This window comes from Micromonospora noduli (assembly GCF_003264475.1).
In the GTDB taxonomy this organism is placed as follows: Bacteria; Actinomycetota; Actinomycetes; order Mycobacteriales; family Micromonosporaceae; genus Micromonospora; species Micromonospora noduli.
Window position 1 is genome coordinate 38292 of the sequence record NZ_PYAC01000006.1, and the last position, 22327, is coordinate 60618.

Here is a 22327-nt window from a genome sequence, read left to right on the forward strand (position 1 = left end):
TGGGGGCGTGAACTTCGACGCGTACGCCCGGACCGGCGTTGACCTGGTCAACGCCCGCCTGGACGACCTCGACGACCTGCGGGCCCTCTTCCCCGACGAGAACGCCTGGATGCGCGACGAGGTCGCGGACCGGGACGTGGCGATTTTCCGCCGGGCGCAGAAACGGTTGCGCGACGTCTTCGAGTACGGCACCTCGGGGCGGGACGCCCAGGCGGTCACCGAGCTGAACGCGCTGCTCGAGGCGTTCCCGGTGCAGCCGCGCATCTCCGGGCACGACTCCAGCGACTGGCACATGCACGTGACCAGTCGGGGCGCCTCGGTCAGTGCCGAATATCTGGCCGGCGCGGTCTGGGGGCTGTCGGTCTGGCTCTGCGAGTACGGCAGCGCCCGGTTCGGGGTCTGCGCCGACGAGCGGTGCGGCAACGTCTACCTGGACACGTCGTCCAACTGCTGCCGGCGGTTCTGCTCGGAGCGCTGCGCCACCCGCTCGCACGTCGCCGCGCACCGGGCCCGCAAGCGGGCGGCGGTCGGCGAGCAGGTCACTGTCGCCCCGCAGCCGACCTCCGCCGCCGATTCCCTCTCACCGGTCAGCTGACACCGTTGCCGCCCGATCGTGGGCGGACGGGTCAGGCGTCGACCGGTGACGACGCGGTCAGGTGCTGGCGGGCGAACTCCAGCGCGGCGCGCAGGTCCGCCTCGCGCACCGCGCGGCTCTTCGCGCCCCGGGTGGCGACCTCCACCGCCACCGCCCCGGTGAAACCCCGGCCGGCCAGCGAGGAGAGCAGCTCCCCGCAGGGCTGGGTGCCGCGCCCGGGCACCAGGTGCTCGTCGCGGCCCTCGCCCGTGCCGTCGCCGAGGTGTACGTGCGCCAGCCCGGCGCCCATCCGGTCGGCCATCTCCAGGGGGTCGCTGTGCGACGCCGCGCAGTGCGACAGATCCAGGGTGTACGACGGGTAGCCGGCGTCGGTCGGATCCCAGCCGGGCACATACGGGACGAACTGCCGGCCCGCCATCCGCACCGGGTACATGTTCTCCACAGCGAAGCGCAGCCCGCTGAACCGGTCCGCGACGGTGGCCAGACCCTCGGCGAAGTTGCGCGCGTAGTCGCGCTGCCAGGTGAACGGTGGGTGCACCACGACAGTCGGCGCGCCCAGCGTCTCGGCCAGCTCGGCGGCCTTGCGCAGGCGCTCCCACGGGTCCGGGCTCCACACGCGCTGGGTAACCAGCAGGCAGGGCGCGTGCACCGAGAGCACCGGCACGTCGTAGTGCGTGGAGAGGCCGCGCAGAGCGCCCGCGTCCTGGCTGACCACGTCGGTCCAGACCATCACCTCGACGCCGTCGTAGCCGAGCGCCGCGGCCAGTTGGAACGCCGCCGCGGTCGGCTCGGGAAAGACCGACGAGCTGGACAGGAGCACTGGAACGCGGGAAGTCACATCAGCCAGCGTAGCCCGGCAGCGCCGGGGGCATCGTGACGAGCGCCGGCAAATCGACCGAAAACGGCCGCCGGATCAGATCGGCTCCAGTTGATCGAGGCGGCGGAGGATGACACCCTCCCGCAGCGCCCACGGGCAGATGTCCAGCGAGTCCAGATCCAGGCGGCGCATCACCGCCTCGGCGACCACGGCACCGGCCAGCAACTGGTGGGCCCGACCCGCGCTGACCCCCTCCAGCTCCATCAACTGCGCCGGTGGGATGTGCCGGATGAAACCGATGACCTGCCGCAAGCCGGCCCGGGTCAGGCTGCGTCGCACCCACAGCCCGGAACCGGACGGGGCCGCCCCGGCCAGTCGGGCCAGGGTGCGGAACGTCTTCGAGGTGGCCACCGCGCGGCCCCAGCCCACCTCCGTCATCTGGTCGACGACCTTGTCCAGCCGGCCGTCCACGTACTCGCGGAGCTTGTCGACGGCCTCCGCCGAAGGCGGGGCCGCACTGGCCGGATCGACCCGCAGACGCTCGCGGGTCAGCCGACCGGCCCCGAGTGGCAGGGAGACCGCGACGTCCGGGTCCTCGTCGATGCCGGCGGCGATCTCCAACGAGCCGCCACCGATGTCAAGCACCAGCAGGCGGCCCGCCGACCAGCCGAACCACCGCCGTACCGCCAGGAACGTCATCCGCGCCTCGTCCGCCCCGGAGAGCACCGCCAGGCGTACGCCGGTCTCGTCCCGGACCCGGGCCAGCACCTCGGCGGCGTTGGTGGCGTCGCGCACCGCGGACGTGGCGAAAGCGATCAGGTCGTCGGCCGCCAACCCGGTGGCCGCCGCCTTGGCCATGCCCACCGCCTTGACCAGGCCGTCCGCGCCCGCCTCGGTCAGAGCGCCGTCTGGGCCGATCTGCTCGGCCAGCCGGAGCACCACCTTCTCGGAGTGCGCCGGCCACGGGTGCGCGCCGTGGTGCGCGTCCACCACAAGGAGATGCACCGTGTTGGATCCGACGTCGAGGACACCCAGTCGCATGGTGAAGACCCTAGGCGCAACACGTTTGCGCGGCTCACCGGCCTGCGGACGTGACCGCGCGTACGCTGGGCCGAGTGACGATGGAGCTCCGTGTGCTGGTGGACGACCCGGGTGACCCGCGCAGTCGCGAGGTGCCCCTGGACTTCCCTCGGGAGTGGATCGAGTTCACCGACCCAGCCGACGAGACGCACGTGATCCGGGCCGACCTGACCTGGTTGCTCTCCCGCTGGACCTGCATCTTCGGCAAGGGCTGCCACGGCATCATCGCCGGCCGGGCCGCCGACGGTTGCTGCTCGCACGGGGCGTTCTTCACCGACTCGGACGACGAGAAGCGGGTTCGCAACGCCGTCCGGCGACTCACCCCGTCGACCTGGCAGCATTTCCGGCGCGGGTTCAAGAACTGGACCGACGAGGACACCATCGACGGCAAGAACCCGGCCCGCCGCACCGCCACCCAGGGGGCCGACGGTCCGTGCGTGTTCCTCAACGACGCCGACTTCGCCGGCGGGGGCGGTTGCGCCCTGCACGCCCAGGCGCTGCGCGACGGGGTGCACCCGTTGGAATACAAGCCGGACGTCTGTTGGCAGCTGCCGATCCGCCGCGATCAGGACTGGGTGAAGCGACCGGACAACAGCAAGGTGCTGGTCTCAACCCTGTCCGAGTTCGACCGGCGGGGCTGGGGAGCCGGCGGGCACGACCTGGACTGGTGGTGCACCTCCTCGACGGACGCGCACGTCGGCACCGAGCCGATGTACCTGTCGTACTCCCCGGAGCTGACCGCCCTGATCGGTGCTGCCGCGTACGAGCGGCTGGCCGAGCTGTGCGCGACCAGAACGAAGCAGGGCATGATCGCCCCGCACCCGGCCGACGAGGTCTAGCCGCGGACAAGGAGCCGGTGCATCGGGTGAAACGCCTTTGGAGCTGACTCGTTTACGACATCGGCTGTACGGCACCGGCTGTACGGCACCGGCTGTACGGCATCGGCGCTACGACACCGGCTCCACGACGTCAGCGGATGACTCGTCTGTGACATCAGCTCCAAAGGGCCGCATCAACGGACTCGCCCCGCCGCGCAGGTGGCTCAGCTCTCGGAGCTGGCCCGCCGCTCAAGGGCCGACAGGCCGAAGGGGGCCTGCGTCGAGCGCAGACCCCCTTCGGGTACGCCGATCACGGCTCGAACTTGTAGCCCAGACCTCGCACGGTCACGATGAAGCGCGGCGCGGACGGCTCCGGCTCGATCTTGGAGCGCAGCCGTTTGACGTGCACGTCCAGCGTCTTGGTGTCACCGACGTAGTCGGCGCCCCAGACCCGGTCGATGAGCTGGCCGCGGGTGAGCACCCGGCCCGCGTTGCGCAGCAGCAGCTCCAGCAGCTCGAATTCCTTCAGCGGCAGCTGTACGGCCCCGCCGTCGACGGTCACCACGTGCCGCTCGATGTCCATCCGCACCGGCCCGGCGGCCAGCGTCGGCGCACCCGCCTCGGCCACCTCCGGGCTCTGCCGGCGCAGCACTGCCCGGATCCGGGCGACCAGTTCCCGCGGCGAGTACGGCTTCGTGACGTAGTCGTCGGCGCCGATCTCCAGCCCGACCACCTTGTCGATCTCGCTGTCCCGGGCGGTGACCATGATGATCGGTACGGCGGAGCGCTGCCGCAACTGCCGGCAGACCTCGGTCCCCGACATCTCGGGCAACATCAGGTCGAGCAGCACGATGTCGGCGCCGGTCCGGTCGAACTCGGTGAGGGCGTCGGTGCCGGTCGCGGCGACCGAAACCTCAAAGCCCTCCTTACGGAGCATGTACGACAAGGCGTCGGAGAACGACTCCTCGTCCTCGACCACGAGAACGCGGCTCAACGGGGATTTCCTTTCCATTTGCTGTCAGACCTGCCGTAGCCCAGTCGGACCGGACTCGATCCCAACCGGCGGCAGTGTCGCCAGGAGGTCATCCGGTGGACTGGCGGGCAGCCGGAGGGTGAACGTCGATCCACCACCAAGAGTGCTCGACACCTCGACCCGTCCGCCATGGTTGCTCGCAATGTGTTTCACGATCGCCAGACCGAGCCCGGTGCCGCCGGTGGCGCGCGAGCGGGCCTGGTCGGCCCGGTAGAACCGCTCGAAGATCCGGTCGACGTCGGTGGGGGCGATACCGATGCCCTGGTCAGCGACGGCGACCTCGACGTGCTCGTCGTCGCCGCGGAGGGTCACCCGCACCGTGGTGTCCTCGCCCGAGTAGTTGATGGCGTTCTCCACCAGATTCGCCACCGCCGTGGCGAGTTGGGAGTCGCTGCCGTAAGCGGTGAGACCACGCGCCCCCTCCACGGTCACCGCGACACCCCGGGCGGAGGCCGTGGTGCGGGTCCGGTCGACCACCTCGGCGATCACCCAGTCCAGCGCGACCGGCTCCGGTGGCGGTTGCGGCTCAGCCCCCTGCAACCGGGTCAACTCCAGCAACTCCTGCACGAGTCGACCCAGCCGGGTCGACTCGTGCTGGATCCGTTCGGCGAACCGGCGGGCGGCCACCAGGTCCTCGGAGAGGTCGGGTACCGCGGCGTCGGCCGGCTCGGTCGCGTCCAGCAACGCCTCGGCGAGCAGTTGCAGGGCACCGATCGGGGTCTTCAGCTCGTGGCTCACGTTGGCCACGAAGTCTCGTCGTACCCGGGTCAGCCGGTGCGACTCGGTCACGTCGACCGCCTCGACCGCGACGAAGCCGTTGCCCAGACCCATCGCCCGCAGGTGCACGCCGAGCGGGTTCTCCCCCGCGCTGTCGCGGCCTCGGGGCAGGTCCAGCTCGATCTCGCGTCGCACGCCGGTGCGTCGCACCTGGCCGGCGAGGGTACGGATCAGCGGGTGCGCGGCGATTGAGCCCGGAGTGCTGCCGGTACGCAGCAGCCCCATCGCGCGGGCGGCCGGGTTGATCAACACGGGGACGTCGTCGTTGTCCAGAACCACGACACCGGCCCGGAGTGAGTCGATCGTCCGGCGGCCGAGCCCGGCCTGCTGCTCGTCGGCTATCGCGGGCCTCCCCCTGCTCCAGCGGAAGCTGACGCTCCCCGTCGACGTGGAGTGACCGTCCCGCCTCGGCAGGAACCGGGGCAGCAGCAGACCGGCGGCCATCCCGGCCACCAACGCCAGAGCCACCACGACCGCCACCGCCCACTCCACCCGGCGATCGTAGGGTCATTGTTAACCTGGCTACCACACAGAACGGGACGAACTACCCTCACTTACGGAAGTGTTCACCCCCACGTCTGGCGTCGTTCACCGTGGTTCATCCGGGATCCGTCCACGCGCCCTACCGTTGGCGTCGCACCTGCTCAACCCCCTGCGCCGGCACCCGTCGGCGGCGACCGACCACAGGACGTGATGATGCGCGACGAGTTCCGGGCCGACCTCCAGATCGTCAGCCAACTGCTGGTGGACATGGCGGAGGGCGTCCGCGCCGCCATGCGCCAGGCCACCCGGGCCCTGCTCACCGCCGACCGGCAGGCCGCCGAGACGGTCATCGAGCGGGACGCCGAGATCGACGACCTCTACCGGCACGTCGAGGAGCGGGTCTGTGACCTGCTCGCCCGACAGGCGCCGGTCGCCTCCGACCTCCGGGCGATGATCACCGCGCTGCACGTGGCCGCTGATCTGGAGCGGATGGGCGACCTCGCCGAGCACGTGGCGAAGACCGCCCTGCGCCGGCACCCCTCCCCCGCCGTCCCGGCCGAGCTGCGGACTGTCTTCACCGAGATGTCCGAGATCGCCGACCGGATGGCCGTGAAGATCGGTTCGGTGCTGGCGAAGCCCGACGCCGACCTCGCCGGCGAACTGGACCGCGATGACGACGCCATGGACGAGCTGCACAAGAACCTGTTCGCCGTGCTGCTCGGCGACGACTGGCCGTACGGGGTGGAGACGGCGATCGACGCCACCCTGCTGGGCCGCTTCTACGAGCGCTTCGCCGACCACGCGGTCAACGCCGGCGAGCACGTGATCTACCTGATCACCGGGGAGAGCGCGCCCAGCAGTAACTGACCGACACGGAAGGGGCCCCTCGCCATCGCTCTTCGCGATGACGAGGGGCCCCTTTTCTGGTGGCTCAGCGCCCCTGGTTGGCCACCGCCGCGGCGGCTGCCTTCGCAGCGGTCGGGTCGAGGTAGGTGCCGCCCAGAGTGAGCGGGCGCAGCTGCGGGTCGAGGTCGTAGCGCAGCGGGATGCCCGTCGGGATGTTCAGCTTGGCGATCGCCTCGTCGGAGATCTGGTCGAGGTGCTTGACGAGGGCGCGCAGCGAGTTGCCGTGCGCGGCCACCAGCACCGTCCGGCCGGCCAGGATGTCCGGCACGATCGAGTCGTACCAGTAGGGCAGCATCCGGTCGACGACGTCCTTGAGGCACTCGGTGCGGGGCATCAGTTCGGTCGGCAGCAGCGCGTAGCGCGGGTCACCCACCTGCGACCACTCGTCGTTGTCGTCGATGGGCGGCGGTGGCGTGTCGTACGACCGGCGCCAGAGCATGAACTGCTCCTCGCCGTACTCGTCGAGGGTCTGCTTCTTGTTCTTGCCCTGCAGGGCGCCGTAGTGACGCTCGTTGAGCCGCCACGACCGGCGTACGGCGATCCAGTGCCGGTCGGCGGCGTTGAGCGCCAGCTCGGCGGTGCGGATCGCACGGCGCATCACGCTGGTGTGCACGACGTCCGGCAGCAGGCTGTGCTCGCGCATCAACTCGCCGCCGCGCCGCGCCTCGCCCTCGCCCTTCTCGGTCAGGTCGACGTCCACCCAGCCGGTGAAGAGGTTCTTGGCATTCCAGTCGCTCTCACCGTGTCGCAGCAGGACCAGCGTCCCGACGGTGGGCCCTTCGCTCGCAGTCATGCGGATCATCCTGCCTCAACCGCCCGACGGACACGCGGGCAGCCGTCGTGACGACCACCACGTGAAAAAGCTGATGACCAGCAGATCCGGCCGCCACTAGGGTTGTAAGGCACGCCAGTCACATCGGTCATTACTTGCAAGCGGGGCGCCATATGCGGACGATGCGGAGTTGGTTCCGGGACACCACCGGCGGCCTACCGACCACCTTCTGGTACCTGTGGTCCGGCACCCTGATCAACCGACTCGGCTCGTTCGTCCTCGTCTTCCTCGCCATCTACCTGACCCAGGAACGTGGCTTCTCGGCCTCGCAGGCCGGCCTGGTGATCGGCCTCTGGGGTGTCGGCGGGGCGTTCGGCACGACCGCCGGCGGCACTCTGGCCGACCGGTGGGGCCGCCGGCCGACGCTGCTCACCGCCCACGTGGGCGCGGCGGCCATGATGCTCGGCCTCGGGCTGGCCCGGGATCTCTGGGCGGTGGCGCTGGGCGCGCTGCTGCTCGGCATGTTCGCCGAGGCGGCCCGGCCCGCGTTCGGGGCGATGATGATCGACGTGGTGCCGGCCAAGGACCGGCTGCGCGCCTTCTCGCTCAACTACTGGGCGATCAACCTGGGCTTCGCCTGCGCGGCCGTCCTCGCCGGCCTGGCCGCCCAGGCCGACTACCTGCTGCTGTTCGTGGTCGACGCGGCCACCATGCTGATCACCGCGCTGATCATCTTCAGCAAGGTGCCGGAGACCCGACAGACAGGCCCCGCCACCGCCGCCACGGCGGCAGCGGCTCCGCGCGGCGCGCTGCGCACGATCCTCACCGACCGGGTCTACCTCGGCTTCGTGGCACTCAACCTGTTCGCCGCGCTGGTGTTCCTCCAGCACATCTCGATGCTGCCGATCGCGATGGGCGACGACGGTCTGAGCCCCGCCACCTACGGCTCGGTGATCGCGCTCAACGGCATCCTCATCGTGGTCGGCCAGCTCTTCGTGCCCCGACTGATCCGGGGTCGGAGCCGCTCGCACGTGCTCGCGCTGGCGTCCGTGGTGATGGGCGTGGGGTTCGGGCTGACCGCGTTCGCCGGCACCCCCTGGTTCTACGGGCTGACAGTGCTGATCTGGACGGTCGGCGAGATGCTGAACTCGCCCTCCAACTCCACGCTGATCGCCGAGCTCTCCCCGGCCGAGCTGCGCGGTCGCTACCAGGGCGTGTTCTCCCTCTCGTGGCAGATCGCCGGGGCCAGCGCGCCGATCCTCGGTGGCCTGGTGCGCGAGCACGCTGGCAACGACACCCTCTGGTACGGCTGCGCCGCGCTCGGCCTCCTGACCGCGGTGGCCCACCTGGTGTCGGGGCCGGCCCGGGAACGGCGTGCGGCCGCGCTGCGGCGCTCCGGTGAGGCACTGGCACCGGCCACCACGTCCCGTGCCCCACAGCCCGCCGAGGCGTAATGAGTGGCGCGGCCGTGCCGGAGTTCCTACTGTGCAGTGGAAACAGTTAACAACCTGAACTGTCGGGAGGTCGGGTGCACGCCCTGCGGCGCTGGTGGCACGACACCGCAGGCGGACTACCCGCCACCTTCTGGTACCTCTGGGCCGGCCTGCTGATCAACCGGGCCGGCGCGTTCGCCATGCTGTTCCTCTCGCTCTACCTCACCGACGTACGCGGCGCGAGCGAAGGGCTGGCCGGCACCGTGGTCGGCGCGTACGGGGCCGGCGGGGCGGCCGGAGTGCTGCTCGGCGGGGTGCTCGCCGACCGGTGGGGACGCCGGGCGACCCTGCTCGCCGCGCACCTGGCCACTGTCGGCCTGATGGTGGCGCTCGCCTTCACCCGACCCCTGCTGCTGATCGCGGTGCTCTCCGCGCTGATCGGCGTGGTCCACTCGATGCCCAGCCCGGCGTTCGTGGCGGCGATCGTCGACGTGGTGCCCGCCGAGCGTCGCTCGCGGGCGTTCAACCTTCAGTTCTGGGCGTTCAACCTGGGCATGGCGGTCGCCTCTCTGCTCGCCGGAGTCCTGGCCGAGGCGAGCTTCACCGCACTGTTCCTGGTCGACGCGGGCGCCACCCTGACCGCCGCAGCCGTGATCGCCTGGAAGGTGCCCGAAACCCTGCGGCTGGCCCGGCCAGCGGCCGACCCACCGCCCGCCACAGGGGCGGCACCGAAATCCATCCGGACCCGTCGGCCGGGACTGCACACCGCGCTCACCGACCGCACCTTCCTGGTGTTCGTCGGGCTCACCTTCGTGCTGGCCGTACTCACCATGCAGACGTCGACCATCATGCCGCTGGCCATGCGCGCGGACGGCCTGGGCCCATCGGCGTACGGGCTGGTGGTGGCGCTCGGCGGCGCGCTGATCGTGGTCGGGCAGTTGTTCGTGCCCCGGCTGATCGACCGGCACCGCAAGGACATCGTGCTGGCCGCCTCCACGGCGCTGCTCGCGCTCGGTTTCGGGGCGCTCGCCATCGCCGACGAACTGGCCATCTACCTGGGTGCCGCAGTGGTCTGGACGGTCGGCTCGATGCTCGCCGCCCCGCCCAACGCGCAGATCAACGCGGACCTGGCGCCACCGCAGCTACGAGCGCGCTACCAGTCGGTCTTCTACCTGACGTTCCCAGCCGCGGCGTTCGTCGCACCCACCCTCGGCGGGGTGAGCCTCCAGCACCTCGGCGACCGGCACTGGCTGATCGTGGGCGGGCTGGGTCTGCTGGCCGCGCTCGGGCACCTGCTCGCCGGACCATCCCGGGAGCGGCACGTCGCCGCGCTGCGCCGGGTTGTCGACAGGGAGCCGGCAACCCCCGCAGACCGCGTACCGACCGGATAACCGACGCAAAGCGCCCACCACGTCCCTGAGGTCGTGGTGGGCGCCCGCCGGCGGGGCCGGCGGCGGCGGGCAACACTCACCCCCGTAAGCATCGCCCGCTCACGCCGCCGGTCCAAACAGGTGGGAACCGTCCCCCAACGGTTATTCCACCCGTCCCCTCGCGCCTCGTCTGGTGCGCGGATCTGATCGATCCGCCGCTCCCCCGAACGTTTCCAAACGTGGCGCGGTGCAATAAAGCTAGTTCGCCCGGATTCTGGATTCAACCCAGAACGGCTGTCTCGCCGGTCACAACTGGCGAGTATCCGCTGCTCCGGCCTCGTCCGTTGGCAACAGCCGGGTACCCGTCGGCCATTCCCGCAAACACCTCAACCGTCTTCCCGATCAGGTGACTCGGTCCGGAAGAAGTTGCTCTGCCGGCCGTCCCGCAACTGTTCCTGATAAATCAGGTTCAGCCGCCGCAGGTCAAACGTGTAGAACCACTCATCCCAGGTGATCTCGCGAATCCGGCTGCTTTCCCGGTATCCGGGAATGTTGAAGGTCAGCACACCCGCCCGGCCATCCCGCTCGGTGCCCGCGATGGTCGCCGGCTTCGCCCCGCGCTCCTGGGCCCAGCGCTGGATCACCTCATGGTTCGCCGTGATCAAACTCCGCCCCGGCCGCTCCGGCCGGTCCGCGATCGACGAGATCACCTGCGAACTGCGGACCGACCGACCCGTACCCCGTCCGGTCCGGATCCCGCCGGCCGCCGTCCCGCCACCGGTCGACGGCGTCAACGTGCGCTTGGCCGCCGCGCTCTTGGCCGGTGCCGTGCGCTTCGCTGTGGTGCGCTTCGCCGCCGCACTCTTGGCCGGTGCCGTGCGCTTCGCCGTCGTGCGCTTGGCCGCCGCGCTCTTGGCCGGTGCCGTGCGCTTCGCCGCCGGGCGGGCCGGCGCCTTCTTCGCCGGCGCCTTCCGCGCGGGCGCCGTACGCGCCGTCGCTGTCTTACGGGCCGCCGTGGTCTTCCGCGCTGCGGCGGTCTTCCGGGCGGCGGTGGTCCTGCTCGCGGCCGTGCTCTTGCGGGCGGCCGTCGACGTCGCCGCTGTGGTCTTCTTCGCGGCGGTCGCCTTCTTCGCCGGTGCCCTCTTCGCCGCCGCCGTCGACTTCCGCCCGGCGGTCGCCTTCGTTGCGGCGGCCCGCTTCGCGGGCGCGCTCTTGTTCGCCGGCGCGGCCTTCGCGCGGCTCGACGCCGGCCTGGCCGCCGACTTCTTGGTGGCGGCGGCACGACCCGCCGACGCCCTGGTGCCGGCGGCCCGGCCCGACGGGCCGGTGCTGCTCCGACCCGCGCCGGCCCGCATCGAGCGCACCAGCTGTTTCACCAGCTCGGGCTTGCGCAGTGCGGAGATCCCGGAGACCCCCCGTTTACGCAGCTGCCCGCGGATGTCGTCCACCCGCATCCGGGAAATCTCCGACTCGGAGACTCCGGGCGTACCCGGCGTCTGGTTGCCGGCCTGTCGCTTCGTCCTGGTCGCAGTCGCGCCGCGACCTGAGCTGTTCCGCTGAGCCATGGGACGCTCCGCTCCTTGGCACTCCGTCATCGGCGCGCGGGGGTCCCTTGCCGCACCGCGCGGTGCGGCATACCCGTCAGGAGCACTCCGAACCACAGTCAACTCGCCATGCTCGTGCTGGAGCCAGGATCGAGTGGCGTCGCCGCGTCGCCGCGTCGGTGGGTCAGGTTGGGTCGGGGCCGGCGCCGGAGGGCTCGAAGAGGTGGGCGAAGGCGGCCAGGTTGGCGGTCGACTCGCCCCGCTTCACCCGCCACTCGTACTCGCGCCGGATCGAACTGCCGAAGCCGATCTCCAGCATCGTGTCGAACGACTCGTCGGCGTACGTGAGCACAGCGCCGAACAGGCGGTCCAACTCGTCGGCGTCCACGCCGGCCGGGTTGACCCGACCGGTCAGGTACACGTCGCCGACCGCGTCGGTGGAGAAGGAGACGCCGTACATCCGGGCGTTGCGCTGCAACAGCCAGGCCCACAGCTCCTCGCGGCGCTCGTCCGGCTGGCGCATCACGAACGCCTCGATCCGCAGCGCGTGCTCGCCGACGATCAGGTTGCAGATCGTCTTGAGCTTGTGGGTGCCCGGCAGCGTCACCGCATACGAGCCGGGGCCGGTCGACTCCCAGGCCAGGTCCCGCTCGGCGCAGACCGACTCGATCAGGGTCGCAAGATCGCTCTTCGGGCTCACCGGACCCACTCTACGACCGACCCGGCTCGCGCACCGGGTGACAACGGGCCGCGGGTCACCAGGAGCAGGAGAGCGCCGGGTCACCGGCCAGGTCGGCCGCGAGCCGGGCGCGGTGCCCGGCGATCGCCTCGCCGTAGACACCGAGCAGGCCGGCGACGGTGCGGTCCCAGGAGAAGTGCCGGGCGTGCTGCTCGGCACCTCGGGCCAGCACCGACCGCAGCGCCCGGTTCGGCAGCAGGCTGCCCATCGCACGGGCCCAGTCCACCGGGTCGTGCCCGTCGATCAGTACGCCACTGACCTGGTCCCGGACGGCGGTGACCAGCCCTCCGACGGCGGCGGCCAGCACCGGCGTACCGCAGGCCTGCGCCTCCAGGGCGACCAGCCCGAACGACTCGTTGTGCGACGGCACCGCGACCAGATCCGCCGCCCGGTACAGGGCCGGAAGGTCGTCCCCGGTGAGCGGCGGCAGGAACCGCACCCCGTCGCCGACCCCGAGTCTGGCGGCCAACTCGATCAGGGCGGTCGGCCGGTCCAGCCCACTGCCGCTGGGCCCGCCGCAGATCACCACTGTCACCTTGTCGGCCAGCGCCGGGTCGCGCTCCCGCAATGCGGCGATCGCGCGGATCAGCACGTCGGGGGCCTTGAGCGGCTGGATCCGACCGACGAAGGCAACCACGTACCCGTCGACTGGAAGCCCCAGCCGGCGACGGGCCTGGCGGGCGGCCGCGGACCTGTCGCCCGGCGCGGGCCGGAACCGGGCGAGGTCGACGCCCGGCTGCACGACGGACACCCGGGTCGGGTCGGCGTCGTACCGGTCGAGCAGGTCGCTGGCCTCGACCCGGGTGTTGGCGACCAGCCGGTCCGCCTCGGCGACGACCTGCTCCTCGCCGATGACCCGGGCCTTGGGCTCCGGCCGGTCACCGGCCGCGAGCTGGGCGTTCTTGACCTTCGCCAGGGTGTGCGCGGTGTGCACCAGCGGCACCCCCCAACGCTCCTTGGCCAGCCAACCGACCTGGCCGGAGAGCCAGTAGTGGGAGTGGATCAGGTCGTAGTGGCCGGGCGGGCGGGACGCTTCCGCACGCAGCACCCCGGCCGTGAAGGCGCAGAGCTGACCGGGCAGCTCCTCCTTGGTGAGGCCCTCCAGGGGGCCGGAGGTGATGTGCCGGACCTGCACGCCGGGCGCCATCTCGACCACCGGGGGGAGGTCACCGGAGGTGGCCCGGGTGAAGATCTCCACCTCCACGTTGGCCTCGGCGAGACGCCGGGCGACTTCGAGGATGTAGACGTTCATTCCGCCGGCATCACCCGTGCCGGGCTGGTGCAGGGGGGAGGTGTGTACCGACAGGGTGGCGATGCGGCGCGGCCGAGGCCACGGTCGGGCACCTCGCTGACGCCCGACACCGGTGTGCATTTCCGCCACATCCGCTCCTTCATCACGGTTGATGCCGTCTCGCACGACCGGCGCTTCTCGGTCAACCTGTACGCCGGATGTCATCTTCCCCATCGGGCTTCGGAAATTCCCCAGCGCGGCCCCTCGGCGTGACGGACCTCATCACCGAACGCCCGCCGATGGCTGCCGTACGCCCGGTCGGGGCGGCTCGTACGCCCAGGGTGACAATGTCGGGATGACCTCAGTCGCCATCGTCACCGGAGCGTCCAGCGGGATCGGCGCGGCCACCGCCCGCCGGCTCGCCGCCGAGGGCTTCCACGTGCTCGCCGCCGCCCGTCGCGCCGAGCGGCTCACCGACCTGGTCGCCGAGATCACCGCCGCCGGCGGGCAGGCCACCGCCGTGACCTGCGACGTCACTTCGGACGAGTCGGTGGCCCGGCTGGCCGAGGCCGCCGCCCAGGCACCCGGGCCGGTCACCCTGCTGGTCAACAACGCCGGCGGAGCGCGCGGGTTGGACCCGGTGGAGTCCGGCTCGGTCGCCGACTGGCAGTGGATGTACGACGTGAACGTGCTCGGCACCCTGCGGGTCACCCAGGCCCTGCTGCCGGCGCTGGAAGCATCCGGCTCCGGCACCATCGTGGTGGTCTCCTCCACCGCCGGCCTGACCGTGTACGAGGGCGGGGGCGGCTACACCGCCGCGAAGCACGCGCAGACCGCCATCGCCGGCACGCTGCGCCTGGAGCTGTGTGGTCGGCCGCTGCGGGTCATCGAGATCGACCCGGGCATGGTGAAGACCGACGAGTTCGGGCTGGTCCGCTTCGAGGGCGACGCGGAACGGGCCGCCGCCGTCTACGCCGGGGTGCCGGGGCCGCTGGTCGCCGAGGACGTCGCCGACTGCATCGCCTGGTGCGCCACCCGCCCCGAGCACGTCAACATCGACCGGCTGGTGGTCCGGCCCCGGGCACAGGCCGCCCAGCACAAGGTGCACCGGGTCTAGGGAGAAGTGAGCCGGGTTTTCGAGCCCCGCAGTCGCGAACGGAGATTGGCCCGGAGGTCGACATGAGCCCTGCGGCGCGGCGCCGGCCGGTCGGCGTGGTCACCCGCGGCACGACGAACCCGAACCGGCTCCGTCGGGTGGACAACTGGATCGTCGCCACCTGCGCCGACCGGCTGTTGGCGGCGGACGACCCCCTGGTGGTCGACCTCGGCTACGGCGCCACCCCGGTGACCGCTGTGGAGTTGCGCGCTCGACTGGCGGCCGGGGTTCGTCCGGACGTACGGCTGGTCGGGTTGGAGATCGACGCGGCCCGGGTGGCGGCCGCGGCGCCGGCCGCCGACCCACCCGGATTGACGTTCGCCCGGGGTGGGTTCGAGTTGGCCGGGCTCCGGCCGGTGCTGGTCCGCGCGTTCAACGTGCTGCGACAGTACGACGAGAGCGAGGTGGCCGAAGCCTGGCAGACGATGACCGCCGCGCTCGCCCCCGGCGGAGTGCTCGTCGAGGGCACGTGTGACGAGTTGGGGCGGCTCGCCAGTTGGCTGCTGATCGACGCCGACGGCCCCCGGACGCTGACCCTGGCCGCGAAGCTCACCACGCTGGGCAGCCCTGCCGAGCTGGCCGAGCGGCTGCCCAAGGCGCTGATCCACCACAACGTTCCCGGTGAGCCGGTGCACGCGCTGATTCGCGCCCTGGCCGGCGCCTGGCAGGCCGCCGCCCCGTACGCCACCTTTGGCCCCCGCCAACGCTGGCTGCACGCGGTGACCCGTCTCCACGAAACCGGCTGGCCCGTCCACGACAACCCCACCCGCTGGCGTCAGGGCGAGCTGACCCTCACCTGGCCCCTCCCCTGACCCTGCAGGGTCAGAGGGTGCAGTTGATGAGGACTGGTTCGGGGTGCAGGGTTACGCCGAAGCGGGCGTGGACCTGATCGCGAATGGTGCGGGCCAGGGTGAGCAGGTCGCTGGTGTGGGCGGTGCCGCTGCGGTTGGTCAGGGCCAGGGTGTGCTTGCTGGAGATGGCCACCCCACCCTCGCCGGGGTGGCCCTTGGCGAAGCCGGCCTTATCGATCAGCCAGGCGGCGCTCACCTTGACCAGACCGTCCGCCCCCGGCCAGGCGGGCGGGTCGCCCAGCTCGGCGGAGCGTTCCAGGAGTTGTTCGTACGTCGCGCGGTCGAGCACCGGGTTGGTGAAGAAGGAGCCGACCGAGCGAGTGTCCGGGTCGTTGGCGTCGAGCACCATCCCCTTGCCCGCCCGCAGCCGCAGCACCACCGCTCGGGCGTCGGCCAGCGGCACCTGGTCGCCCACCTCGACACCGAGGGCTCGGGCCAGCTCCGCGTAGCGCACCGGCCCGGAGAGCGGAGACCTGGTGAGTCGGAAGTCGACGGAGAGCACCACCCAGCGGTCCACGTACTTGAAGATGCTGCCCCGGTAGGCGAAGCCGCAGTCCGCGGCGGGGATGACCTGACGGGTGCCCTCGACCCGGTCGTACACCTCGACGCCGGTGATCGTCTCGGCGACCTCCTGGCCGTACGCGCCGACGTTCTGGATCGGGGTGGCACCGGTCGAGCCGGGGATGCCAGAGAGGCATTCCAGCCCGGCCCAGCCGTTGGCGACCGTGGCGGCGACCAGGTCGTCCCACGGCTCGCCGGCGTCGACCCGTACGGTGACCGAGGTGGCGTCCTCGGCGATGACCCGCATGCCACGGGAGCGCACCAGCACGACGGTGCCGGGGAAGCCGGCGTCGCCGATCACCACGTTGCTGCCCCCGGCCAGGATCAGGACCGGCTCCACCGCGGCGCGTACCGCCCGGACGAGTTCGTCGGCACTGCCGGCGGCCACGATCCGCTCAGCCGGCCCACCCGTTCGGAGGGTGGTGTAGCCGGCGAGTGGACCGGGGATGGCACGATCGGCGTCGGTTGTCGGCTGGGCGGAGGCGTCTGGCACGCCCTTCACCTTAGGCTGACAAGTAGCCGTGGCACCCACTGGTCGCCCGGCACCCCCGGGAGGATGGCGATGAGCAGACTGCAGGGCAGCAAGGATTTCTGGATCGGGGCGCTCCGGACGGAGGGTCCGGCTTTCGCGGCAGCGGTGGCCGAGGCGCCGCCGGAGACACCGGTGCTGTCCTGTCCGGGCTGGACGGTCAACGACGTCACACTGCACATGGCCGGCATCTACCACTGGGTGTCGTCGTTCGCCGGTTCCGGCCAGACCAGCCAGCCGCCTCGGCGGGAGAAGATCGAGGCCGACCCGGGCGTGAACGCGCTCCAGCTGTGGCAGCAGGGTTACGACCGGGTGATGACCCTCTTCGACGGGATCGACCCGGAGGCACCGGCGTGGAACTGGGCCCCGCAGCCGAAGAAGGCCGGTTTCTGGCCGCGTCGGATGGCGCACGAGACGGCCGTGCACCGCTGGGACGCCCAGCTCGCCATCGGGGCTGGCGATCCGGTCGAGGCGAAGCTCGCGGCCGACGGGGTGAGTGAGGTGCTGGACACCTGGCTGCCGGCGGGCCGGCGGCAGGTGCCGGGTGACTGGCACGGGGTGGTGCAGCTCTGCGCGACCGACGCGGCCCAGGAGTGGTATCTGCGGCTGCGCGGCGAGGGGGTGGCGCTGCTCGACACCGCTACCATCTTCGACCACGACGATCACCACGCCCGCGCCCAGGTCAGCGGCACCGCGAGCGACCTGCTGCTGGCGCTCTGGGGGCGGGTGAGCTTCGAGACGCTGGACGTCGTCGGTGACCGCACCCTGTTGGACGGTCTGCGCACCGGCTGACCGACGCACCACGAACGAGGGCGTCACCCCGGCGGGGGTGGCGCCCTCGTCGGCGTTCGGCGCACTGGGCGCGCTGTGCTCCGGCGGCCGTCCATCACGGGACCACAACGCTGAGAGAGCGCTCTCTTGACAGCGGGTTGACGACCCACCACCCTGTCGTGAGAGCGCTCTCTTAGCCATCTGCCATCACCCGCCCGCCTTGAGAGAGGTCGATAAACCATGGCTGTCTTCCCGCGCCGCCGCCTCGCCGCGGTGGCCCTCGCCGCCGCCACCGCCCTGCTCGTCACCGCTGGCTGCGGCGGCGGTGACGAGCCAGGCGACGGACCGGTCACCCTGACCGTCGACGTCTTCGGCCAGTTCGGCTACGAGCAGCTCTACCAGGAGTACATGACCGCCAACCCCGGCGTGAAGATCGTCGAGCGCGGCACCGGCACCAACCTCGACGAGTACTCGCCGAAGCTCACGCAGTGGCTCGCCGCCGGCCGGGGCGCCGGCGACGTGGTGGCCATCGAGGAGGGTCTGCTGGTCGAGTACAAGGCCAATCCGGCGAACTTCGTCAACCTGCTGGACCACGGCGCCGCCGACCTCAAGGGCAACTTCCTGGAGTGGAAGTGGAACGCCGGCCTGACCGCCGATGGCAAGCAGCTCATCGGCCTCGGCACCGACGTCGGCGGGATCGCCATCTGCTACCGCAAGGACCTCTTCCAGAAGGCCGGCCTGCCCACCGAACGGGACGCGGTCTCGAAGCTCTGGCCCACCTGGCCGGACTACATCGCCACCGGCGAGCGGTTCACCGCGGCGAAGACCGGCGCGTCCTTCCTCGACGGGGCGACCAACACCTTCAACACCATCCTGTTGCAGACCGCCGGCAACACGACCGGCTACAGCTACTACGACACCAGCGAGAAGCTGGTCGTCGACAGCAACCCGGCCGTGCGGCAGGCCTACGACACCACTATGGACATCATCGACTCGGGCCTCTCCGGCAAATACGGCTCCTGGTCGGAGGAGTGGGTGTCCGCCTTCAAGCAGTCGAAGTTCGCCACCATCGCCTGCCCCGCCTGGATGACCGGCGTCATCGAGGCCAACGCCGGCGCTGACGCACAGGGCAAGTGGGACATCGCCCGGGTGCCGGGTAACGGCGGCAACTGGGGTGGATCGCACCTCGCCGTTCCCAAGCAGAGCAAGCACCAGGCCGAGGCGATCAAGCTGGCCAAGTTCCTGACCAGCGCCAAGGGGCAGATCGGGGCGTTCAAGGCCAAGGGTCCGCTGCCCTCCTCGCCGCAGGCGCTCGACGACCCGGCGATCACCGGCGCGACCAACGCGTACTTCTCGGGGGCACCGGTCGGCGCCATCTTCGGCACCGGCGCGAAGAGCCTGAAGCCGGTCTACATGGGCCCGAAGAACCAGGCCGTACGGACCGAGGTGGAGAACGCCGTACGGACCGTGGAGCTGGGTCAGCGCAACCCCGCGCAGGGCTGGACCGACGCGGTGACCAACGCGAAGAAGGCCGCCGCCAAGTAGCCCCGAGCGAGCGTGCGGGCGGGCCTCGGAAGCACAGGTCCCGCCCGCACGACGGAAAGGAGTCCTCGGGCATGACCGTCCAGCTCGACGCCCGTCCGCCGGCCACACCGGCAAGCGGTAGCCCCCGCCAATCCTCGGGTCGGCTCAGTCGATTCGACACCCGCTTCTCGCCGTACCTCTACATCGCCCCGTTCTTCCTGATCTTCGGCATCTTCGGGGCGTACCCGCTGGCGTACACCTTCTGGGTGTCGCTGCACGACTGGGACCTGCTCGGTGCCGACCACCCCTTCATCGGGGCGGAGAACTACACCCGGCTGCTCGCCGACACCGACTTCTGGCACGCGCTTGTCAACACGCTGGGCATCTTCGTGATCTCCACGGTGCCGCAGTTGCTCGCCGCGCTCTGGCTGGCCAACCTGCTCAACCGCGGCCTGCGGGCACGCACCGGTTGGCGGATGGCGGTGCTCGTCCCCAACGTCACGTCCACCGCTGCGGTGGCGATCGTGTTCGGGGTGCTCTTCGGCCGCGAGTTCGGCATGATCAACTGGCTGCTCGACCTGGTCGGGATGGATCCGATCGGCTGGAAGTCCAACCGGTTCGCCTCCTGGGTGGCCATCTCCGCCATGGTCGACTGGCGGTGGACCGGCTACAACGCGCTGATCCTGCTGGCCGCCATGCAGGCCATCCCCCGCGACCTGTACGAGGCGGCGGCGATCGACGGCGCCAGCCGGGCCCGCCAGTTCTGGTCGGTCACCGTGCCGCTACTCAAACCGACGATCATCTTCTGCACGATCATCGCCACCATCGGCGGCCTGCAACTCTTCACCGAGCCCCGGATGTTCCACTCCGGCACCAACCCGATCCGGGGCGGACCGCTGCGCGAGTCGCAGACCCTGACCATGTACATGTTCGAGAACGCCTTCGCCCCGCACTACAACTTCGGGTACGGCTCGGCCGTGGCCTGGCTGCTCTTCGCGCTCATCGCGATCGTCGCGGCGGTCAACGTGCTGATCCTGCGCCGACTCGGCGGCGGGAATCGACCGCAGAAGGGAGCGGCGCGATGAGCCGACTCTGGCGGGCCAGCCCGCTCACCTACCTCGCCCTGGTCGTCGCCGCCGGCCTGTCGGTCTTCCCGATCTGGTGGATGTTCGTCGTCGCCAGCCGCAGCAACGACGCGATGGGCCAACTGCCACCCCCGGTCACCCCCGGCGGCAACCTGGGCGCGAACATCGCCCGCCTGTTCGACAACACCGACGCGTACTTCCTGACCGGCCTGATCAACTCGGCGATCGTGGCCACCACGGTCACCGTCTCCGTGGTGTTCTTCTCCAGCCTGGCCGGGTTCGCCTTCGCCAAGCTCAGGTTCCGTGGCCGCAACGCCATGCTGCTGGTGATCATCGCGACCATGATGGTGCCGACGCAGCTCGGCGTGATCCCGCTCTACCTGCTCATGACCAAGCTGCACTGGAACGACCGGCTGCCCGCGGTCATCGTCCCCGTGCTGGTCACCGGGTTCGGGGTGTTCATGATGCGGCAGTACGCCGGCCAGGCCATCAGCGACGAGCTGATCGAGGCCGCCCGGATGGACGGCTGTGGCACCGCCCGGATCTGGTGGCACGTCGTGCTGCCCGCCCTGCGTCCCGCCGCCGCAGTCCTCGGTCTGCTCACCTTCATGACCACCTGGAACGACTTTCTCTGGCCGTACGCTGTATTGAACGATCCGGCGAATCCGACAGTGCAGCTGTCCCTACGGGCACTGTCGGACGGGTATTACCAGGACATGTCGCAGGTGTTCACCGGAACGGCCATCGCGACGCTGCCCCTGCTACTGGTCTTCGTGTTGTTCGGCCGGCAGATCATCGGCGGAATCATGGAAGGTGCGGTCAAGGCGTGAACGAGCGGAGCGAGCCAACCAACCGGTCCAGCAACGAGATCCGGTTTCCCGAACACTTCCTCTGGGGGGCGGCCACCGCCGCGTACCAGATCGAGGGTGCGGCCCGCGACGACGGTCGCGGTCGGTCCATCTGGGACACCTTCAGCCGTACGCCGGGCAAGGTTTACCAGGGCCACACCGGCGACGTCGCCTGCGACCACTACCACCGGTACGCCGACGACGTGGCGCTGATGGCCGAGCTGGGCCTGCGGGCGTACCGGTTCTCGGTCGCCTGGCCGCGAATCCAACCCGACGGCACCGGCCCGGCCAACCCCCGTGGGCTGGACTTCTACGACCGGCTCACCGACGCGCTGCTCGACCGGGGAATCGACCCGATCGTCACCCTCTACCACTGGGATCTGCCGCAGGCCCTGGGTGACCGGGGTGGCTGGACCAACCGGGACACCGCCGAACACTTCGCCACCTACGCCACCGCGGTGTACGCCCGCCTCGGCGACCGGATCGACGTGTGGACCACGCTCAACGAGCCGTGGTGCTCGGCCTACCTCGGTTACGCCAACGGCCTGCACGCTCCGGGCGAGCAGGATCCGGCGGCGGCCTTCACCGCCGTACACCATCTGCTGTTGGGGCACGGCCTGGCGGCGCGGGCGTTGCGGGCGGCCGGCGCGCGCAGCGTGGGCATCACAGTCAACCCGGCCGACGTACGCCCGGCCGACCCGCAGAGCGCGGCGGACGCCGCCGCGGTCCGCCTGGTCGACGGCCTGCACAACCGGATCTTCCTCGACCCCCTGCTGGCCGGCGGCTACCCGGACGACGTCCGCGAGCACGTGGCCCGGATCGTCGAGCCGACGTTCATCCGCGACGGCGACGAGAAGGTGATCGCCGCCCCGATCGACCTGCTCGGCATCAACTACTACGCCCCGAGTTACGTGGCCGGTCGGCCCGACGGTGCCGGCAACGGCGCGTATCCGGGCACCGAGGGCGCTGTGCACTTCCTGCCGCCGGCCGGGCCGCTCACCGACATGGGTTGGATGATCGAACCGGCCGGGCTCACCCGGCTGCTGGAGCGGATCGCCGCCGACTACCCCGGAGTGCCGCTGCTGATCACCGAGAACGGTGCGGCGTTCCCCGACAAGCCCGGCGCCGACTCGCCCGACGGGCCGACGCAGGTGATCGACGCCGATCGCATCGCCTACCTCGACGGGCATCTCCGTGCGGCGCACGAGGCGATCTCCCGGGGCGTGGACCTGCGCGGTTATCTCGTATGGTCATTCCTGGACAACTTCGAGTGGGCGGAGGGTTACCGCAAGCGGTTCGGGATCGTGCACGTCGACTACCTGACCCAGCGGCGCACACCGAAGGCCAGCGCCCGGTGGTACCAGGAGGTGATCTCCCGGAACGGGCTGTGACGAGCGGGGGGAA

General features: G+C 70.9%; 21 protein-coding genes. 12 read left to right on the forward strand and 9 right to left on the reverse strand.

What is annotated here, in order from left to right:
• Positions 1–7 precede the first annotated feature (7 nt).
• Positions 8–595 (forward strand): CGNR zinc finger domain-containing protein, encoded by a 588-nt coding sequence (locus MED15_RS09360; RefSeq protein ID WP_091402753.1) that lies wholly within the window; start codon positions 8–10, stop codon positions 593–595.
• Positions 596–626: 31 nt separating this feature from the next.
• Here the strand turns inward: MED15_RS09360 and MED15_RS09365 are convergent, their stop codons facing one another.
• Positions 627–1433 (reverse strand): sugar phosphate isomerase/epimerase family protein, encoded by an 807-nt coding sequence (locus MED15_RS09365; RefSeq protein WP_112584230.1) that lies wholly within the window; start codon positions 1431–1433, stop codon positions 627–629.
• Between the two features lie 75 nt (positions 1434–1508).
• A complete protein-coding gene (locus MED15_RS09370; protein WP_112584229.1) occupies positions 1509–2453 on the reverse strand; it encodes a Ppx/GppA phosphatase family protein in 945 nt (314 codons plus the stop codon).
• A gap of 80 nt (positions 2454–2533) precedes the next feature.
• On the opposite strand from MED15_RS09370, the gene MED15_RS09375 reads away from it, so the two are divergent.
• Positions 2534–3331, forward strand: coding sequence for a DUF3109 family protein (locus tag MED15_RS09375; RefSeq protein WP_112584228.1), 798 nt, complete (start codon positions 2534–2536; stop codon positions 3329–3331).
• A gap of 289 nt (positions 3332–3620) precedes the next feature.
• Here the strand turns inward: MED15_RS09375 and MED15_RS09380 are convergent, their stop codons facing one another.
• Both MED15_RS09380 and MED15_RS09385 read right to left on the reverse strand, forming a co-directional pair.
• Positions 3621–4304: a response regulator transcription factor gene (locus MED15_RS09380; RefSeq protein ID WP_030329696.1), complete on the reverse strand. Its 684-nt coding sequence runs from the start codon at positions 4302–4304 to the stop codon at positions 3621–3623.
• Between the two features lie 24 nt (positions 4305–4328).
• Entirely contained in the window at positions 4329–5612 is a 1284-nt protein-coding gene (locus MED15_RS09385) for a sensor histidine kinase (protein WP_112735366.1), read from the reverse strand.
• A gap of 204 nt (positions 5613–5816) precedes the next feature.
• On the opposite strand from MED15_RS09385, the gene phoU reads away from it, so the two are divergent.
• Entirely contained in the window at positions 5817–6470 is a 654-nt protein-coding gene (phoU, locus tag MED15_RS09390; protein WP_091403559.1) for a phosphate signaling complex protein PhoU, read from the forward strand.
• Positions 6471–6534: 64 nt separating this feature from the next.
• Here phoU and MED15_RS09395 read toward each other — a convergent pair whose 3' ends face one another.
• Positions 6535–7302, reverse strand: a complete 768-nt coding sequence (locus MED15_RS09395) for a phosphoglyceromutase (RefSeq protein ID WP_091403562.1) — start codon at positions 7300–7302, stop codon at positions 6535–6537.
• Positions 7303–7454: 152 nt separating this feature from the next.
• On the opposite strand from MED15_RS09395, the gene MED15_RS09400 reads away from it, so the two are divergent.
• Together MED15_RS09400 and MED15_RS09405 are read left to right on the forward strand one after the other, a co-directional pair.
• Complete coding sequence (locus MED15_RS09400; protein ID WP_112735368.1) at positions 7455–8735, forward strand: MDR family MFS transporter; 1281 nt, start codon at positions 7455–7457, stop codon at positions 8733–8735.
• 74 nt (positions 8736–8809) lie between these two features.
• On the forward strand, positions 8810–10105 hold the full coding sequence (locus tag MED15_RS09405; protein ID WP_112735369.1) for an MFS transporter: 1296 nt from the start codon (positions 8810–8812) through the stop codon (positions 10103–10105).
• A gap of 365 nt (positions 10106–10470) precedes the next feature.
• Here the strand turns inward: MED15_RS09405 and MED15_RS34675 are convergent, their stop codons facing one another.
• The 3 genes from MED15_RS34675 to mshA form a co-directional block, all read right to left on the reverse strand.
• Positions 10471–11439, reverse strand: a complete 969-nt coding sequence (locus MED15_RS34675) for a hypothetical protein (protein WP_425271077.1) — start codon at positions 11437–11439, stop codon at positions 10471–10473.
• A 373-nt stretch (positions 11440–11812) separates the two neighbouring features.
• Positions 11813–12328 carry a type III secretion system chaperone family protein gene (locus tag MED15_RS09415; protein WP_112605262.1) on the reverse strand — a complete coding sequence of 172 codons (516 nt, stop codon included), beginning with the start codon at positions 12326–12328 and terminating at the stop codon, positions 11813–11815.
• Between the two features lie 55 nt (positions 12329–12383).
• A complete protein-coding gene (gene mshA, locus MED15_RS09420; RefSeq protein ID WP_112605244.1) occupies positions 12384–13748 on the reverse strand; it encodes a D-inositol-3-phosphate glycosyltransferase in 1365 nt (454 codons plus the stop codon).
• 205 nt (positions 13749–13953) lie between these two features.
• Here mshA and MED15_RS09425 point away from each other — a divergent pair, with 205 nt between their 5' ends.
• Positions 13954–14715, forward strand: a complete 762-nt coding sequence (locus tag MED15_RS09425; RefSeq protein ID WP_091402775.1) for an SDR family oxidoreductase — start codon at positions 13954–13956, stop codon at positions 14713–14715.
• A gap of 62 nt (positions 14716–14777) precedes the next feature.
• Complete coding sequence (locus tag MED15_RS09430; protein ID WP_112735373.1) at positions 14778–15566, forward strand: class I SAM-dependent methyltransferase; 789 nt, start codon at positions 14778–14780, stop codon at positions 15564–15566.
• A 10-nt stretch (positions 15567–15576) separates the two neighbouring features.
• On the opposite strand, the gene MED15_RS09435 is transcribed toward MED15_RS09430, so the two are convergent.
• Positions 15577–16659, reverse strand: a complete 1083-nt coding sequence (locus MED15_RS09435; protein WP_208646607.1) for a UDP-N-acetylmuramate dehydrogenase — start codon at positions 16657–16659, stop codon at positions 15577–15579.
• 69 nt (positions 16660–16728) lie between these two features.
• Here MED15_RS09435 and MED15_RS09440 point away from each other — a divergent pair, with 69 nt between their 5' ends.
• The 5 genes from MED15_RS09440 to MED15_RS09460 all read left to right on the forward strand — a co-directional run bounded on the left by MED15_RS09440 (position 16729) and on the right by MED15_RS09460 (position 22314).
• Entirely contained in the window at positions 16729–17487 is a 759-nt protein-coding gene (locus MED15_RS09440) for a maleylpyruvate isomerase family mycothiol-dependent enzyme (RefSeq protein WP_112584219.1), read from the forward strand.
• Positions 17488–17706: 219 nt separating this feature from the next.
• Positions 17707–19011 (forward strand): ABC transporter substrate-binding protein, encoded by a 1305-nt coding sequence (locus tag MED15_RS09445; protein ID WP_112584218.1) that lies wholly within the window; start codon positions 17707–17709, stop codon positions 19009–19011.
• 71 nt (positions 19012–19082) lie between these two features.
• On the forward strand, positions 19083–20075 hold the full coding sequence (locus MED15_RS09450; RefSeq protein WP_112735377.1) for a carbohydrate ABC transporter permease: 993 nt from the start codon (positions 19083–19085) through the stop codon (positions 20073–20075).
• A complete protein-coding gene (locus MED15_RS09455) occupies positions 20072–20905 on the forward strand; it encodes a carbohydrate ABC transporter permease (RefSeq protein WP_091402792.1) in 834 nt (277 codons plus the stop codon). Before MED15_RS09450 ends, MED15_RS09455 begins: the two co-directional genes overlap by 4 nt.
• Complete coding sequence (locus tag MED15_RS09460; protein WP_112735379.1) at positions 20902–22314, forward strand: GH1 family beta-glucosidase; 1413 nt, start codon at positions 20902–20904, stop codon at positions 22312–22314. The genes MED15_RS09455 and MED15_RS09460 overlap by 4 nt, the downstream gene beginning before the upstream one ends.
• Positions 22315–22327: the final 13 nt, after the last annotated feature.

Bases quoted from the DNA above. Each gene is read 5' to 3' on its own strand.
- MED15_RS09370 (WP_112584229.1), bottom strand. From the start codon at position 2,453: ATGCGACTGGGTGTCCTCGACGTCGGATCCAACACGGTGCATCTCCTT.
- MED15_RS09375 (WP_112584228.1), top strand. From the start codon at position 2,534: ATGGAGCTCCGTGTGCTGGTGGACGACCCGGGTGACCCGCGCAGTCGC.
- phoU (WP_091403559.1), top strand. From the start codon at position 5,817: ATGCGCGACGAGTTCCGGGCCGACCTCCAGATCGTCAGCCAACTGCTG.
- MED15_RS09395 (WP_091403562.1), bottom strand. From the start codon at position 7,302: ATGACTGCGAGCGAAGGGCCCACCGTCGGGACGCTGGTCCTGCTGCGA.
- MED15_RS09400 (WP_112735368.1), top strand. From the start codon at position 7,455: ATGCGGACGATGCGGAGTTGGTTCCGGGACACCACCGGCGGCCTACCG.
- MED15_RS34675 (WP_425271077.1), bottom strand. From the start codon at position 11,439: ATGCGGGCCGGCGCGGGTCGGAGCAGCACCGGCCCGTCGGGCCGGGCC.
- MED15_RS09425 (WP_091402775.1), top strand. From the start codon at position 13,954: ATGACCTCAGTCGCCATCGTCACCGGAGCGTCCAGCGGGATCGGCGCG.
- MED15_RS09430 (WP_112735373.1), top strand. From the start codon at position 14,778: ATGAGCCCTGCGGCGCGGCGCCGGCCGGTCGGCGTGGTCACCCGCGGC.
- MED15_RS09440 (WP_112584219.1), top strand. From the start codon at position 16,729: ATGAGCAGACTGCAGGGCAGCAAGGATTTCTGGATCGGGGCGCTCCGG.
- MED15_RS09445 (WP_112584218.1), top strand. From the start codon at position 17,707: ATGGCTGTCTTCCCGCGCCGCCGCCTCGCCGCGGTGGCCCTCGCCGCC.
- MED15_RS09450 (WP_112735377.1), top strand. From the start codon at position 19,083: ATGACCGTCCAGCTCGACGCCCGTCCGCCGGCCACACCGGCAAGCGGT.
- MED15_RS09455 (WP_091402792.1), top strand. From the start codon at position 20,072: ATGAGCCGACTCTGGCGGGCCAGCCCGCTCACCTACCTCGCCCTGGTC.